The organism is Candidatus Latescibacter sp. IFSED24 (assembly GCF_058273205.1).
Window position 1 is genome coordinate 569,934 of sequence record NZ_CM177850.1, and the last position, 16,003, is coordinate 585,936.

The following is a 16,003-nucleotide window of genomic DNA, read 5'->3' on the forward strand; positions in this document are numbered from 1 at the left end:
AGCGGGGAATCTTCATTCGCGACTTTCGTCGGTGCGCGCCTTGCACTAAGCTGTCGCACCGGACCGCCTCGAAAGGACCTGCCATGCGCATCGGCTTCGGCCTCGACCGCCATCGCCTCGTTCCCGGCCAGCGCTGCGTGCTCGGCGGGGTGGACTTCCCCGAGTGCCCCGTCGGCCCCCACGGCCATTCCGACGGCGACGCCGTCTGCCACGCCGTGGCCGACGCCATCCTCGGCGCGGCCGGCCTCGGCGACATCGGCACCCACTTCCCCGACACCGATCCCCGTTACGCCGGCGCCGACAGCGTGGATCTGCTGCGGCAGACCTGCGCCAAGGTCCACGCCGCCGGCTGGCAGGTGGGCAACGTCGACCTCACCGTCATGACCGAGCGGCCGCACCTGGCCGAGGCCAAGCCCATCATGGCGGCCAATCTGGCCGCGGCGCTGGCGGTGACCCCCGACGCGGTCTCGGTCAAGGCCACCCGCGGCGAGGGGCTCGGGCCCGAGGGACGCGGCGAATCGCTCACGGTCTACGCGGTGGCCCTGCTCCTGGCCCGCCCCGAGGCATCATGAACGACTCCTTCTGGAATCAGCTCCGCGAGGGCGCGGAGGAGCGCTTCAGCGGTTTCGGGCACCTCATGCCCTTCCGTGTCCAGGAGATCCTCCTGGTCGCCTCGATGTACGACGCCTTCACCCTCGAGGAGGGCGGCCGCCTGACCGAGCTGCTGCTCTCGGAGTACCGCGAGCTGAACCTCAGCTTCGCGCCGCGAATCACCAAGGCGAGCAGCGGCCGCGAGGCCATCGAGCTGCTCGAAGCGCGCCGCTTCGACCTGGTGATCACCATGTCCCGGCTCGGCGACCTGCAGGCGGCCGAGCTGGCCTGCAAGGTCAAGGACCGCGCCCCCGACCTGCCGGTCTACGTGTTGGTGCTCAACCCGCGCGAACTGCAGCACGTGCAGACCCAGTGCGAGGCGGGCCACATCAACCGGGTCTTCCTCTGGAACGGCGACGTCCGCCTGCTGCTGGCGGGGATCAAGAGCTGGGAGGACCAGCGCAACCTGCCCCACGACACACGCTACGGCGACGTGCGCACCATCCTGCTCATCGAGGATTCGGTCCGCTTCTACTCGATCTACCTGCCCATGCTCTACACCGAGATCGTGCGGCAGACCCAGAACCTCATGGACGAGGGCATCAACCTCAGCCACCGTCTGCTGCGCATGCGCGCCCGGCCCAAGATCCTGCTCGCCACCACCTTCGAGGAGGCCTGGAGCTGGTTCGAGCGGTACCAGAACTCGCTGCTCGGGGTGATCTCCGACGGCCGCTTCCCCTGGGCGGGCGAATCGGTGGAGAGCGCGGGGGTGTCGTTCATCAAGCAGGTCAAGGCCGCCGACCCGCACATGCCCACCGTGCTGCAGTCGACCAACCAGGCCCTCCAGGGCGAGGCGGAGGCCGTGGGCGCCGGCTTCATCAACAAGAACTCGCCGCGCCTGCTCCAGGATCTGCGCCGCTTCATGGCCATCAACTTCGGCTTCGGCGACTTCGTCTTCCGCCTGCCCAACGGCCGCGAGGTGGCGCGCGCCCGCGACCTGCGCGACATGGTGATGAAGCTGCAGGAGGTGCCCGCCGAATCGATCTACCACCACGCCACCCATGATCACTTCTCGACCTGGATGCGCGCCCGCACCGAGTTCGCACTGGCGGCCATGCTGCGCCCGCGCAAGGCCGATGACTTCGACTCGGTGGACGACCTGCGGGACTGGCTGCTCACCAGCCTGCAACGCTTCCGCACCGAGTCGCAGCGCGGCGTGGTCGCCGATTTCCAGCGCCAGCATTTCGATGCCAGCACCGCCTTCACGCGCATCGGCAACGGTTCGCTGGGCGGCAAGGCGCGGGGGCTGGCGTTCATGAACTCGCTCCTGAACCGCTATGCTGTCACCGACCGCTTCGAGGGCGTGGTCATCGAGGTCCCGCCCACCGCGGTGGTCTCCACCGACATCTTCGACGCGTTCCTCGACCAGAACGGCCTGCGTGAACGGGTGCTCGGCGGCGACCTCGCCGACGAGGAGGTGGTGCGCCTCTTCCTCGACCAGAAGCTGCCGGCCGGGGTGATCGAGGATCTCCGCGCCTTCCTCGAGGCGGTGCACTATCCCATCGCGGTGCGTTCCTCGAGCCTGCTGGAGGACAGCCAGTTCCAGCCGTTCGCGGGCGTCTACGCCACCTACATGCTGCCCAACAGCCATCCCGACATGACCGTGCGCCTGGACCAGCTCTGCGACGCCATCAAGCTGGTCTACGCCTCGGTCTTCCACCGTTCCGCCCGCGCTTACCTCGAGGCTTCGGGCAGCCGGGTGGAGGAGGAGAAGATGGCGGTGGTGCTCCAGGAAGTGGTGGGGCGCAAGCACGAGATCTACGTCTATCCCGACTTCGCAGGCGTGGGGCACTCCACGGATTTCTATCCCGCGCCGGGCACGCGCTCCGAGGACGGCGTGGTGTGCGCCGCGCTGGGCCTGGGCCGCATGGTGGTCGAGGGCGGCAACGTGCTGCGCTTCAATCCGCGCAGCCCGGGCAAGCTGCCGCAGTTCGGGACCATCGACGACTGGCTCAAGGGCAGCCAGCGCGAGTTCTTCGCGGTCGACCTCTCGCAGGCCGACGCCTATCCCCAGGCCAACGAGAACTACAACATGGTGTCGCTGGACCTCGCCGCCGCCGAGCGCCACGGCACCCTGGCTTCGGTGGGCAGCACATATTCGGTGGAGAACCGCGCGATCTACGACGGCATCAGCCGGTCGGGGCCGCGGCTGGTGAGTTTCGCCCACGTGCTCAAGTCCCGGCTCTTTCCGCTGGCCGACATCATGGCGTTCCTGCTCGACCTCGGCCGCAACTGTATGAGCGCCCCGGTCGAAATCGAGTGGGCCGTGACCCTGGCCACCGAGCCCGGCCTGCCGCACCGCTTCGGCTTCCTGCAGATCAGGCCGCTGGCCCTGACCAGCACCAGCACCACCCTGACCGCCGAGGACCTGGCGGACGAGGACGCCCTGATCACCACCGAGATTGCCCTGGGCAACGGCCGCTACGACGAGATCGCGGACATCGTCTACGTGCCACCGGCCAACTTCGACCGCGGCCAGACCGTGGCCATCGCCGCCGAGGTGGCGGCCATGAATACCAAGCTGCGCACCGCCGGCCGGCCTTACCTGCTGATCGGCCCCGGCCGCTGGGGCAGCAGCGACCGCTGGCTCGGCATTCCCGTGCGCTGGGAGCAGATCTCCGGGGCCCAGGTCATCGTCGAGACCGACCTGCCCGACTTCAAGGTCACCCCCAGCGAGGGGACCCACTTCTTCCAGAACCTGACCAGCTTCCAGGTCGGCTATCTCACGGTGAACCACGGCCGGCCACGCACGCGCTGCCACTGGGAGCTGCTGGATGAACGGGCCACGAGCAACGGGGAGGAGTTCGTGCGCCACGTCCGGCTGGACCGGACGCTGGAGGTCCTGATCGACGGCAAGAGTCGGCGGGGGATCGTCCGGTTTGATTCCGGCACAAGCAAGAAAGATAATTCGTAATCCACCGCCGGCAAAATATATAGATTAGCTTGACTGGGACGGTCCCGGGGTCGGTTGTTTCGCCTGACCTTAACCGAAAGGGGGCCGTCATGGCGTCCAGCACCAGTTACAATCCATTCGAGATGGCCCGCACCCAGTTCGACAAGATCGCCGATCTGATCGGACTGGATGGGGGCACCCGCGACCTCCTGCGCAGCCCGCTGCGCGAGTTCCATTTCTCCATTCCCGTGCGCATGGACGACGGGAAGGTGAAGGTCTTCCAGGGCTTCCGCATCCAGCACAACGATGCGCGCGGCCCCGCCAAGGGCGGCATCCGTTTCCACCCGCAAGAGACCGTCGACACCGTCCGGGCACTCTCGATGTGGATGACCTGGAAGTGCGCCGTGGTCGACATCCCGCTGGGCGGCGGCAAGGGCGGCGTGATCTGCGATCCGCACCACCTGAGCCCGCGCGAGCAGGAGGCGATCTGCCGCGGCTACATGCGGCAGATGGCCAAGAACGTCGGCCCGGTGGCCGACATCCCGGCGCCCGACGTCATGACCAGCCCCCAGCACATGCTCTGGATGATGGACGAGTACGAGACCATCCACGGCGGCCACTACCCCGGCGTGATCACCGGCAAGCCGGTGGGCATGGGCGGTTCGCTGGGCCGCACCCAGGCCACGGGTTACGGCGTGGTCTACTGCCTGCGCGAGGCGCTGCGCGAGCTCGACCTGGCGCCCGAGGCCACCACCGCCAGCGTCCAGGGCTTCGGCAACGTCAGCCAGTACGCCATCGAGCTGTACCAGCAGCTCGGCGGCCGTGTGGTCTGTGTCTCGTGCTGGGACCAGGAGGATCAGACCTCCTATTCGTTCCAGCGCGAAAGCGGTATCGACCTGGCCGAACTGCGCGCCATCGCCGACCGCTTCGGCGGCATCGACAAGGCGCGCGCCCGCGAGCTGGGGTACGAGGTGCTCGAGGGCGAGGCCTGGCTCGAGCAGGACGTGGACATCCTGATCCCCGCCGCGCTAGAGAACCAGATCACCGGCGACAACGTCGGCAAGATCAGCGACCGGGTGAAGATCGTCGCCGAGGGCGCCAACGGTCCCACCACTCCCGCCGCCGACGCGGTGCTCGAGGAGCGCGGCGTGTTCATGATCCCCGATTTCCTGGCCAACGCCGGCGGGGTGACCTGCAGCTACTTCGAACAGGTGCAGTGCAACATGAACTACTTCTGGGAGATGGACGAGGTCCTGGGCAAGCTCGACCTCAAGATGACCGCGGCCTACCAGGCCATCAGCGACCTCGCCGCCAAGCGCAAGCTCTACATGCGCGACGCGGCGTACGTCGTGGCCATCAACCGGGTGGCCGAGGCCTGTCACGAACGTGGTTGGGTCTGACGCAGCGGCTGAAACGGGGCCGGGCTCCGGTCCGGCCCCTTCCCGGGAGGTAGCCCCTTGGCGACCAGCAAGCTTCCTCCTTATCGGCGCCGTCTCCTGGCCGAGGCGGGCGTGCCCTCGCAGATCGGCCACGGCGCCCTCGGCGGCAAGGCCGTCGGCCTGGTCGAGCTCCGCGACGAGGTGGCCGGCCAGCTGACCCCGGACGAGGCCGCCGGCTTCACCGTGGACGTGCCCCGCCTGACGGTTCTCGCCACCGACCTCTTCGAGTCGTTCCTCGACCTCAACGGCCTGCGCCAGGTGGACTGGGACGGAATGTCCGACCACCGCATCGCGGCCCGCTTCCAGCAGGGCCACCTGCCGGCGGTCTGGCTCGGCGATCTGCGCTCGCTCACCGAGGGCATCCACCAGCCGCTGGCGGTACGCTCGTCGAGCCTGCTCGAGGACGCCCTGGCGCACCCTTTCGCCGGGGTCTACGCCACCAAGATGATCCCCAACCGCCGCCTCGACCCCGACCAGCGCTTCGCCCAGCTCGACACCGCCATCAAGTTCGTCTACGCCTCCACGTTCTTCGCCGGCGCTCGTGACTACCGCCGCTCGCTGGGTCTCAGCGACCGGCCCGAGGCCATGGCCGTGGTGGTGCAGGAGGTGCTCGGTCGCCGGCACGGCGCACGTTTCTATCCCGACATCGCCGGCGTGGCGCGCTCGTGGAACCCGTATCCGCTGGGCGGCGGCCGTCCCGAAGACGGGGTGATCAACCTGGCGCTGGGGCTGGGCAAGCAGATCGTCGACGGCGGCCTGACCTGGACCTACGTGCCGCGGCGGCCAACCGCTCCGCCACCGGCCGCCGGCCCGGCCGACCTGCTGCGCAACAGCCAGACGCGCTTCTGGGCCGTGAACATGGCGGGCCCCGCGCGACCCGATCCGCTGGTGGAAGACGAGTTCCTGATCCAGTCCGACCTCGCCGTGGCCGAGGACGACGGGGTGCTCGGCCCGCTGGTCTCCACCTTCGATGCCCAGTCGGGCCGCCTCCGCCCGGGCGTCCAGGGCGCCGGGCCGCGGCTCCTGGATTTCGCGCCCATTCTGCAGCACCGCCTGCCGCCGCTGAATACCGTCCTGCGCCGGGTCCTGGCCCGCGCCGAGGCGTGCGCCGGCCAGGCCGTGGAGCTGGAGTTCGCGGTCACTCTGGCGCCCGGCGCCGCACCCCGGCTCGGCCTGCTCCAGATGCGTCCCATGGCCGTGGCCGAGGGCGCGGTCGAGCTGGGAGCCGAGGAACTCACCGGCGTCGAGGTCCTGCTGGCCAGCGAGCACGTCATGGGCAACGGGGTGCGCGAGGACCTGCAGGACTGCGTCTACCTGCGGCCGCAGGCGTTCGAGGCGCGGCATACCCGGCGCATCGCCGACGAACTGGCCGCGGTGAACCGGGACCTGGTGGCGGCCGGCCGGCCGTACCTCCTCATCGGATTCGGGCGCTGGGGCAGCAGCGATCCCTGGCTGGGAGTGCCGGTCACCTGGTCCCAGATCGGGGGCGCCCGCGCCATCGTCGAGGCCACGCTGCCCGGTCTCGAACCCGAGTTGAGCCAGGGATCGCATTTCTTCCACAACCTGGTGGGTTTGCGTATCCTGTACCTGTCGGTGCCGCATCGCGGCACCCACGCCATCGCGTGGGAGCGTCTCGAGGCGCTCCCGGCCGAGTCCGAGTCCGAACTGGTCCGCCACGTCCGCCTGCCGCGTCCCTGCACGGTGGTGGTCGACGGTCGTGGCGGTCGTGGGGTGGTGAAGCTGCATGACGCCTGAACGCGATGCGAACCCCTTGATCCACGAACTGCGTGAGCGGGCCAAGGAACTCAGCTGTGTCTACGAGATCGAGGGCATCCTCAGCGACGAGGAACGGCCGCTCACGGAGACCATGCAGGCCGTGGCCGACGTGATCCCCGCCGGCATGCAGTACGTCGACATCTGCGCCGCGTCGGTGGAACTCGCCGGGCAGGCTTGCCACGGCGCGGACTTCCGCAACACCGACTGGCAGCTCTCGGCCCCGATCCTGGTCCAGGAAGAGCAGGTCGGCCGGTTGCTCGTCTGCTACCTGGAGGAGGTGCCGCAGGCCGAGCATGGCCCGTTCCTCCACGAGGAGGAGCGCCTGCTGCGGAGCATCGCCGACCGCCTCGGCCACTTCCTGCTCTACCGCCGCGTGCAGGCGCTCTGGCAGCGTATGGACGCCATGAGCGAGGAGAACGCGCCGCGCAGCGAGCCGGGCTGGCGTGTGGTGCTGCAGATGCTGCAGGACACCGATCCGCAGCTGGCCCGGCGCGTGGGGCGCCGGATGCTGAACCATCTCTGCGCCATGGGCCTGGCCGAGGCCCAGAAGCTGCTGCAGCGCATGGAACCGGCGCCGGACTCCACGCGCGAGAACATCCCGGTGCTGCGCATGGAGATGGACGACCTCACTGCGCCCGAACGTCCCTTCGAGCTGGCGTCGGCCCACATGCCCGACGCGGAGATCCTCGACCAGATCCAGAAGTGGATGCAGGAGGATCGGGCCAGCTTCCTGTTCAAGGTCATCAACAACCCGCGCTCCTCGATCGGCGACATCGCCGACGCCATGCACCGTCTGCACCACGTCCTCCAGGACGGCCTGACCCTGTCGGAGAGTTCGCGGAAGAGCCTGCGGGTCATGCTCACCCACCGGCTCTTGACCGAGCAGCTCGAGTTCAACCAGGTGGCCCGCGACGTGGCGTCCATCGCCGAGTTCCGCAACGTGCTGCAGCACGTGGTGATGTCGGCCGACGCCCACGGCAAGCTCGGCGGCAAGGCCGCGGGTCTGCTCCTGGCCCAGTGGATCCTCCAGCGCAGCGGCGACGAGGACCTGGTCGCGCTGAAGGTGCCCCGGACCTGGTTCGTCCCCTCCGACGCGGTCCTCGACTTCGTCAGCTACAACGACCTCGAGGACGTCTGGGAGCAGAAGTTCAAGGACATCGCCACCATCCGGCGCGAATATCCCAACATCATCCAGCTCTTCAAGAACTCCACCTTCCCGCCCGAACTGGTCAAGGAGCTGGCGCTGGCCCTGGAGGATCTGGGCCCGGTGCCGCTGGTGATCCGCAGCTCGTCGCTCCTCGAGGACCGGCTGGGCACCGCCTTCTCGGGCAAGTACAAGAGCCTCTTTTTGGCCAACCAGGGGACCAAGGAGGAGCGGCTCGCCGCGCTGCTCGACGCCATCGCCGAGATCTACGCCTCGCTGCTCGCGCCCGACCCCATCGAGTACCGGCGCGACCGCGGCCTGCTCGAGTTCGACGAGCAGATGGGCATCCTCATCCAGGAGGTGGTGGGCCAGCGGGTGGGCCGCTACTGGCTGCCGGCCTACGCCGGCGTCGCCTTCAGCCGCAACGAGTTCCGCTGGTCGCCGCGGATCCAGCGCGAGGACGGCCTGGTGCGCCTGGTGCCGGGCCTGGGCACCCGGGCGGTCGACCGGGTCGGCGAGGACTACCCGACGCTGCTGGTTCCCGGTCAGCCGCGGTTGCGGGCCAACGTGATCACCGAGGAGGTGATACGCTACAGCGCGAGCAAGGCCGACGTCCTCGACCTGGAGACCAACCGTTTCGAGACGGTCGACATCAAGGATCTGCTGCGCGCCTGCGGCGGCGACTATCCCGGCCTCGACCAAGTATTCTCCGTGCTCTCGCGCGACATGCTGCGCAAGCCGGTGCCGCTGCTCTTCGACCCCGAGGAGTCCGACGTGATCACCACGTTCAACGGTCTGGTGGAGGACACTCCGTTCCTGGAGGTCATGCGCCGGTTGCTGGCGGTGCTCGAGGAGGCGATGCACACGCCGGTGGACGTGGAATTCGCCCACGACGGCCGGCACTTCTACCTGCTGCAATGCCGGCCCCAGAGCCAGGCCTTCGACGTGGCGCCCGCGCCCATTCCCCAGGACATCGCCGCCGAGAGCCTGGTCTTCGATTCCAGTCGCCACGTCTCCAACGGGTACGTGCCCGACCTGACCCACGTGGTGTACGTCGATCCGGCCGCCTATGCCGCCCTGCCGGACGAGGCGAGCCTGCGCGAGATCGGCCGGGTGGTCGGCCGGCTCAACGAGATCCTGCCCAAGCGCCAGTTCGCGCTCATGGGTCCCGGGCGCTGGGGCAGCCGGGGGGATCTGAAGCTCGGCGTCAACGTGACCTACGCCGACATCTGCAACACCGCCCTGCTCGTCGAGGTCGCCTACGGCAAGGGCAAGTCCATGCCCGACCTCAGCTTCGGCACGCACTTCTTCCAGGATCTGGTGGAGTCGCGGATCCGCTATCTGCCGCTCTATCCCGAGGACGGCCAGACGGTCTTCCGGGCCGACCTCTTCGCGGAGAGCGACAACCTGCTGGCCGAGCTGGTGCCCGAGTTCGCGCATCGGGCGGATTGCGTGCGGGTCCTGGACGTGCCGCGCTCCTGCGACGGGCGCATCCTGCGGGTGCTGCTCAACGCCGATCTCGAACGGGCGGTGGGCATGCTGGCCGCGCCCGACGGTTCGGTGGAAAAACCGGCCGTCCATCCGGGCGGCCAGGCCGAGCGGCCCCAGGAGCAGTACTGGTTCTGGCGGTTGCGCATGGCCGAGAAGATCGCCGCCGAACTGGATGCCGAGCGCTTCGGCGTGGTCGCGCTCTACGTCTTCGGCTCGGCCAAGAACGCCACCGCCGGTCCCGGCAGCGACATCGACCTGCTGATCCACGTGCGGCACAATCCGCGGCAGCGCGCCGAGCTGCTGGCCTGGCTCGACGGCTGGAGCCGCTGCCTTGCCGAGATGAACTACCTCGAGACCGGCGTGCGGCGCGAGGAACTGCTCGACGTGCACCTCTTGACCGACGAGGACATCGAGCGCCGCACGAGCTGGGCCGCCAAGATCGGCGCCCTGACCGACGCGGCGCGCCCGTTGCCCCTCGGTGGCAGCGTCAGGCCGCAGGCGGGCCCATGAGCCGGCGACGGGCCTGGTCCGGCGCGGCGGGATCGAGGCTGACCAGGCCGAGCCGGGGGCTGTCGGTGCAGGCCGAGAGGCACCAGGTCCGGCCCAGCTGCTGACGCCAGGCGCCGGTCAGCCGCGCCGATTCGTGGACATGGCCGTGCAGGCTCAGGGCGGGCTGCCAGCGCTCAAGGAAACGGCGCAGGGCGATGCTGCCCACGTGGACGTCGAGCGGGACGTGGTCGACCATGCGTCCGTCGAGGGCGGCGCGGTCGAGGACCGTCTGGTACGGCGGGGTGTGGCAGAGCAGGACCGCCGCCGCGGGATCGCGCTCCGCGGTCAACCGCTCCAGGTCACCGGCGATAGTGGCAAGCACCACTTCGCGGCGTTCCACCGGCGTGCTGTGCCGGCCGTCCTCGGGAGCGACGCAGCCCGGATCGGTGAACCGGCTCACGTCGTAGCGCTCCCAGTCCTTGAGCAGGAACGGCGTGGGGGGAACCCAGGGGTAGCCCAGCACCGGCACGCCGCCGACCTCGACCCAGCGCCCCGGCGCGTAGCGCCAGAGTCCGGCCTGCTCCATCTCGACCCACGAGGCCTCCTGGGCGCGCGGATCGTCGTTGCCGGGAATGGCGACGATCTCGGGATACTGGTCGCCCAGATGGTCGCGCAGCGCGGCGAGCTGCGGCCGGAGGAAGCCGGTCCAGAAGTCGACCTCGCCGGGGGCCCAGGGGTGCGGCGTGAGGTCGCCCCCCAGCAGCACCGCCGCCGGCCGTTCGGCGCGGATGGCGGCGAACAGGGCGGCGTAGCGGCCGGGCTGGCCGTGCAGGTCGGAGGTGAAGAACCAGAGCACTTTCGTTCCCGTGTGGCGGTGGTATATTGTTCCGGTTTCCGGATCTCGAAGATAGCTTCCCGATCCCCAGGAGGCACGCCTTGAATCGCCCCGGCGCTCCCGCGACGAACCATGTCGATGAATTCGGGATCGACTACACCCGTCCCGTCTTCGCCCAGCTCGACGATCTCGGCGATCGCTACTGGGACTGGGTCCACATCCATCTGACGCCGAGCTTCTCGCGCCAGCTCGCCGCGGCCCAGCCCGCCGCCCGCTGGCCCGGCTCGTTCCCCATCTTCGCCAACCCGTGGCTCGAGTCCCAGACGCATATCCGCTGGCAGGTGGTGCTGGGTCTCTGGGGCGCGGTGGTGGTGGCGTGCCTGGCGACCGCGCTGGGGCTGGGGCTGCCCGTCGACCGGGCCGGCGTCGCCTTCCTGTGCGGGTTCCTCGTCTGGACCCTGGTGGAGTACGGCCTGCACCGGGTGCTCTTCCACAAGCGGCCGCAGAACGGATTCGAACGCAAGCTGCACTTCCTGGCCCACGGGATCCACCACAAGGACCCCTGGGACGGGACGCGGCTGGTGTTCCCGATCCTGGCGGGCGTCGCCATCGCGCTCGTGCTCTTCGGTCTGCTGCGTCTCGCGTTGCCCCTGCCGCTGGCGCTGGCCGTGATGTCGGGCCTCCTGCTCGGCTATCTGGCCTACGACATGGGGCACTACGCCTGGCACCACCTGACGTTCAAGACGGGCTGGTTGCGGTATCTGAAACGCTACCACCTGGCGCATCACTACCAGGACATGGACAGCCGCTTCGGTGTGAGCGTGCCTCTCTGGGACTGGATCTTCGGCACGGGCCGGCTGCGCTCGTGATGGGCTGGTCGGTCCGGCTGGCCCTGGAAGTTGTTAAGAGTTAGTCATTTGCCGGATCCGAGGGCGGGAACGCCGCGAAATCGGTGCTGGGCGGCGTTTTTTTTTGCTTTAACGGGGACGCGCCCTACTTTTGCGGCACGCACGGAAACTGGCCAGCGCGCCAGTGATCGCTCTCAGGTGCTCCACACAAGGAGAATCGAAAATGGCCCAGAACGTTGCTCAGTTTATGGACGAGGTCAAGGCCAAGAACGCGGCTCAGCCCGAGTTCCATCAGGCCGTCGAGGAAGTTGTCGAATCCCTGTGGCCGGTGCTGGACAAGCGTCCCGAGTACCGGACTGCCAAGATCCTCGAGCGGATCGTCGAGCCCGAGCGCGTGATCATGTTCCGTGTGCCCTGGGTCGATGACAGCGGCGAGATCCACGTCAACCGCGGCTTCCGCATCGAGATGAACAGCGCCATCGGTCCCTACAAGGGCGGCCTGCGCTTCCACCCCTCGGTGAACCTCGGCATCCTCAAGTTCCTGGCCTTCGAGCAGGTCTTCAAGAACAGCCTGACCACCCTGCCCATGGGCGGTGGCAAGGGCGGTAGCGACTTCGACCCCAAGGGCAAGAGCGACAACGAGGTCATGTCCTTCTGCCAGGCCTTCATGACCGAGCTGAACCGCCACATCGGCCAGTTCACCGACGTGCCTGCCGGTGACATCGGCGTCGGCGGCCGCGAGATCGGCTTCCTGTTCGGCCAGTACAAGAAGATCAAGAACGAGTTCGTCGGCGTGCTGACCGGCAAGGGCCTGGGCTGGGGCGGCAGCCTCATCCGTCCCGAGGCCACCGGCTACGGCTCGGTCTACTTCTCCGCCGAGATGCTCGCCACCCGCGGCGAGACCCTCGAGGGCAAGACCGCCCTGGTCTCCGGCTCCGGCAACGTGTACCAGTACACCACCGAGAAGCTGCTCGACCTGGGCGCCAAGCCGCTGACCGCCAGCGACAGCTCGGGCTACATCTACGACGAGGCCGGCATCGATCGCGAGAAGCTGGCCTTCATCATGGAGCTCAAGAACGTCAAGCGCGGCCGCATCAAGGAGTACGCCGAGAAGTTCTCCAGCGCGGTGTACACTCCCGCGGATCCCAGCCTCGACCACAACCCGCTGTGGAACCACAAGGCCGACTGCGCCTACCCCTCGGCCACCCAGAACGAGATCAACGCCAAGGACGCCCAGAACCTGCTGAACAACGGCGTCTACGTGGTGAGCGAGGGCGCCAACATGCCCACCACCCCCGACGGCGTGAACCTCTTCCTGGACAAGGGCATCCTCTACGGTCCGGGCAAGGCCGCCAACGCCGGTGGCGTGGCCGTCTCCGGTCTGGAGATGAGCCAGAACAGCCTGCGCCTGAGCTGGACCCGCGAAGAGGTCGACCAGCGCCTGGCCGGCATCATGAAGTCGATCCACAAGACGTGCGTCGAGGCCTCCGAGGAGTTCGGGACCCCCGGCAACTACGTCAACGGCGCCAACATCGGCGGCTTCCTCAAGGTCGCCGACGCCATGATGGCCCAGGGTCACTGGTAGGCAAACCAGGGTCACTGGTAGGCCTCACGAACCATCGGTTCGCTGGCATGGGAAGCGGTCCTCCGGGGCCGCTTCCCCTTTTTTGTGAATTGGCACTCGCCGGTCGGGTAGACTACCTTGTGACAGACGGTCCGACCGCTACGGTGGGGGCGACATGGCTTCGACGTGGTCGGGGGACCGTGGGCTGCATGCCGGGATCCCACTCATCCCGCTAAACAGTGGAAAAACCAATAAGTGACGAAGCTAACTTCGCACTGGCGGCTTAAGTAGCCGCTCGTCCCGCGAGCTGGGGTGTCATCGGCTCGGCTCGCAGGGGCGACGTAATCCGATGACTAGCCCGTCGCAGGTCTCTGGCAAAGGGCGAAATTTAAGTGAGACTGGCCCACCGGTTGGTATGCCGACTGACCTTCCGGCGGGCGAGATCAACAGACGGCTAAGCATGTAGACGCCTACGGGGTACCGGTTACGGACGCGGGTTCGATTCCCGCCGCCTCCACCACTCCATCGAGAAACTGCATGACGCAACGGCCTGCTCTGTGCTAACCCTTGCCCGTGGAGAAGGGGTCGGCACGGAGGTCTGGCTGCATGCGGATGCCAAATCGTGGAACCGGTCTGTTCCTGCGCACCTTCCTGCCCGTCCTGGCGCCGGCCCTGGTCCTGTTGCTCCTGTCGGTGGTCATCGTCTTCGTTCTGCTGGTACCGCTGTTCGAACGCACCTATCTCGGCGAGAAGCGCGACCTGTGCCGCCGGCTCGTGGAGTCGGCGGTCAGCAACCTCGACTCGCGCGAGAGCGAGGTCCAGGCCGGACTCATGTCGCGCCAGGAGGCCCAGAAGCGCGCGATCATGAGGCTGCGCGCGCTCCGCTTCGGCGAGGAAGGCAAGGACTATTTCTGGATCATCGGGCCCGACGGCCGCTTCGTCATGCATCCCTACCGCCCGGACCTCGAGGGGGCCGACCCCCATGTGGTGAAGGGGCCCGATGGCGAGGACCTGCAGGTGCTCATCGACCAGATGAACCTGGCCGTCAGCCCCGACGGCGACGGCTTCCTCGAGTACCGCTGGCACTGGAAGGACGATCTGCAGCGCCTGGTCGACAAGATCTCCTACGTCGACCGCTTCGAGCCCTGGGGCTGGATCGTGGGCACCGGCGTGTACACCGATGATATGGAGCAGGACCTGGCGAGCCTGCGCCGCCGGCTGATCCTGGCGGGCCTGGTGCTGACCACCCTGGCCTGCGGCCTGGCGCTCATCCTTTCGGTACGCATGGTGCGCTCGCAGCGGCGGGAGGCCGAGGCCCACGCGCGGCTGGCCGACAGCGAGGAGAACCTGCGCATCACGCTGCAGTCCATCGGCGATGCGGTGATCGCCACCGACACCGCGGGCCGGGTGCGGCAGATGAACGCCGTGGCCGAGGAACTCACCGGATATCCGCAGGACGATGCGGCCGGTCGGCGCCTGGTCGAGATCTTCCAGATCGTCGACGAGACCACCGGCAAGGTGGTGCCCAGTCCCGTGGACCAGGTGCTGACCACCGGCGAGGTGGTCACCCTCGCCAACCACACGGTGCTGGTCACGCGGGAGGGGCTGCGGCGGCGCATCGCCGACAGCGGGGCGCCCATCCGCGACCGCGACGGCCGGATCGTGGGCGTGGTGCTGGTGTTCCGCGACGTCACCGAGGAGCATGCGCTGCAGGAGCAGTTGCGCCAGGTGCAGAAGATGGAGGTGATCGGCCAGCTCGCCGGCGGCGTGGCCCACGACTTCAACAACATGCTCGCCGCCATCATGGGCAGCGCCGAACTCCTGGAGATGGAGCTGCCCGCCGACTCGCCGCTCCGCCCGCAGCTCGCCATGATCATCAACGGCTCGCGCCGCGCCGCCGACCTCACCGAGAAGCTGCTCACCTTCTCGCGCAAGGGCAAGACCCTGTCCACCCCGCTCGACATCCACGAGCCCATCCGCGAGGCCATCGGTCTGCTGCAGCGCAGCCTCGACCGCCAGATCCGGATCGAGACCCGCTTCACCGCCGAGGCCAACAAGGTCGTCGGCGACCCCACCCTGCTGCAGAACGCCTTCCTGAACCTGGGCATCAACGCCCGCGACGCCATGCCGGACGGCGGGACCCTGACCTTCACCACGGCCAACGTCGACCTCACCAAGCAGGCCGGTATGGACCTGCCGCCCGACCTGGAGCCGGGGCGCTATATCGAGGTGGCGGTGGCCGATACCGGCACCGGCATGCCGGTCGCCATCAAGGACAAGGTCTTCGAACCGTTCTACACCACCAAGCCGCTGGGGCAGGGCACGGGCCTGGGCCTGGCCACGGTCTACGGCACGGTGAAGGAGCATCAGGGGACGATCCGCATCGATAGCCAGCCGGGGGAGGGGACCACGGTACGCATCCTGCTGCCGCAGGACACGAGCGCCCTGACCCTCACCGACGGCCCGGCGCCCGCGGTGGTCCGCGGCCACGGCCTGGTCCTGGTGGTGGACGACGAGGAGCTGGTGCGCAGCATGGCTCGGGCCCAGCTGCGTGCCCTGGGTTACGACGTGCTGATGGCCCGCGACGGTCTCGAGGCCATCGAGATCTACACGCGCCAGCACAGCGCCATCGTCGCGGTGCTTCTGGACCTGGTGATGCCGCGTCTCGGCGGACGCGAGACGTTCGTGCGACTGCGCGAGCTCGATCCCGACGTGCGCGTCGTCTTCTCCTCGGGCTTCGACCCCGAGGGCGCCCTCGAAGACCTGCAGGGCCACGAAGGCGTGGGCTTCATCGCCAAGCCTTACCGGCAGGCGGCGCTGAGCCAGGCGCTGGCGGCGGTGTTCCAGACCTGAGGTTCGCGGTATTTCGAGAT

At 68.3% G+C, this 16,003-nt stretch carries 9 protein-coding genes and 1 other RNA gene; 9 read left to right on the forward strand and 1 reads right to left on the reverse strand.

Annotated features, from left to right (window positions below):
- Positions 1-83: 83 nt before the first annotated feature.
- The 5 genes from ispF (at position 84) to IFSED24_RS02230 (ending at position 9,904) form a co-directional block, all read left to right on the forward strand.
- Positions 84-572, forward strand: coding sequence for a 2-C-methyl-D-erythritol 2,4-cyclodiphosphate synthase (gene ispF, locus IFSED24_RS02210; RefSeq protein WP_491333596.1), 489 nt, complete (start codon positions 84-86; stop codon positions 570-572).
- Positions 569-3,565, forward strand: coding sequence for a PEP/pyruvate-binding domain-containing protein (locus tag IFSED24_RS02215; RefSeq protein ID WP_491333597.1), 2,997 nt, complete (start codon positions 569-571; stop codon positions 3,563-3,565). The genes ispF and IFSED24_RS02215 overlap by 4 nt, the downstream gene beginning before the upstream one ends.
- Before the next feature lie 89 nt (positions 3,566-3,654).
- Positions 3,655-4,944 (forward strand): Glu/Leu/Phe/Val family dehydrogenase, encoded by a 1,290-nt coding sequence (locus IFSED24_RS02220; RefSeq protein WP_491333598.1) that lies wholly within the window; start codon positions 3,655-3,657, stop codon positions 4,942-4,944.
- Positions 4,945-5,001: 57 nt separating this feature from the next.
- Entirely contained in the window at positions 5,002-6,738 is a 1,737-nt protein-coding gene (locus IFSED24_RS02225) for a PEP/pyruvate-binding domain-containing protein (RefSeq protein WP_491333599.1), read from the forward strand.
- On the forward strand, positions 6,728-9,904 hold the full coding sequence (locus IFSED24_RS02230; RefSeq protein WP_491333600.1) for a PEP/pyruvate-binding domain-containing protein: 3,177 nt from the start codon (positions 6,728-6,730) through the stop codon (positions 9,902-9,904). Before IFSED24_RS02225 ends, IFSED24_RS02230 begins: the two co-directional genes overlap by 11 nt.
- Here IFSED24_RS02230 and IFSED24_RS02235 read toward each other — a convergent pair.
- Entirely contained in the window at positions 9,882-10,739 is an 858-nt protein-coding gene (locus IFSED24_RS02235) for a metallophosphoesterase family protein (protein ID WP_491333601.1), read from the reverse strand. The two genes, IFSED24_RS02230 and IFSED24_RS02235, sit on opposite strands and share 23 nt — an antisense overlap.
- 80 nt (positions 10,740-10,819) lie before the next feature.
- Here IFSED24_RS02235 and IFSED24_RS02240 point away from each other — a divergent pair, with 80 nt between their 5' ends.
- The 4 genes from IFSED24_RS02240 to IFSED24_RS02255 all read left to right on the forward strand — a co-directional run bounded on the left by IFSED24_RS02240 (position 10,820) and on the right by IFSED24_RS02255 (position 15,983).
- Positions 10,820-11,587 (forward strand): sterol desaturase family protein, encoded by a 768-nt coding sequence (locus IFSED24_RS02240; RefSeq protein ID WP_491333602.1) that lies wholly within the window; start codon positions 10,820-10,822, stop codon positions 11,585-11,587.
- Between the two features lie 202 nt (positions 11,588-11,789).
- A complete protein-coding gene (gene gdhA / locus IFSED24_RS02245; protein ID WP_491333603.1) occupies positions 11,790-13,151 on the forward strand; it encodes an NADP-specific glutamate dehydrogenase in 1,362 nt (453 codons plus the stop codon).
- Positions 13,152-13,296: 145 nt separating this feature from the next.
- Positions 13,297-13,650, forward strand: a transfer-messenger RNA (tmRNA) gene (gene ssrA, locus IFSED24_RS02250).
- Positions 13,651-13,736: 86 nt separating this feature from the next.
- Entirely contained in the window at positions 13,737-15,983 is a 2,247-nt protein-coding gene (locus IFSED24_RS02255; RefSeq protein WP_491333604.1) for a cache domain-containing protein, read from the forward strand.
- Positions 15,984-16,003: the final 20 nt, after the last annotated feature.

Bases quoted from the DNA above. Each gene is read 5' to 3' on its own strand.
- ispF (WP_491333596.1), top strand. From the start codon at position 84: ATGCGCATCGGCTTCGGCCTCGACCGCCATCGCCTCGTTCCCGGCCAG.
- IFSED24_RS02215 (WP_491333597.1), top strand. From the start codon at position 569: ATGAACGACTCCTTCTGGAATCAGCTCCGCGAGGGCGCGGAGGAGCGC.
- IFSED24_RS02220 (WP_491333598.1), top strand. From the start codon at position 3,655: ATGGCGTCCAGCACCAGTTACAATCCATTCGAGATGGCCCGCACCCAG.
- IFSED24_RS02230 (WP_491333600.1), top strand. From the start codon at position 6,728: ATGACGCCTGAACGCGATGCGAACCCCTTGATCCACGAACTGCGTGAG.
- gdhA (WP_491333603.1), top strand. From the start codon at position 11,790: ATGGCCCAGAACGTTGCTCAGTTTATGGACGAGGTCAAGGCCAAGAAC.
- IFSED24_RS02255 (WP_491333604.1), top strand. From the start codon at position 13,737: ATGCGGATGCCAAATCGTGGAACCGGTCTGTTCCTGCGCACCTTCCTG.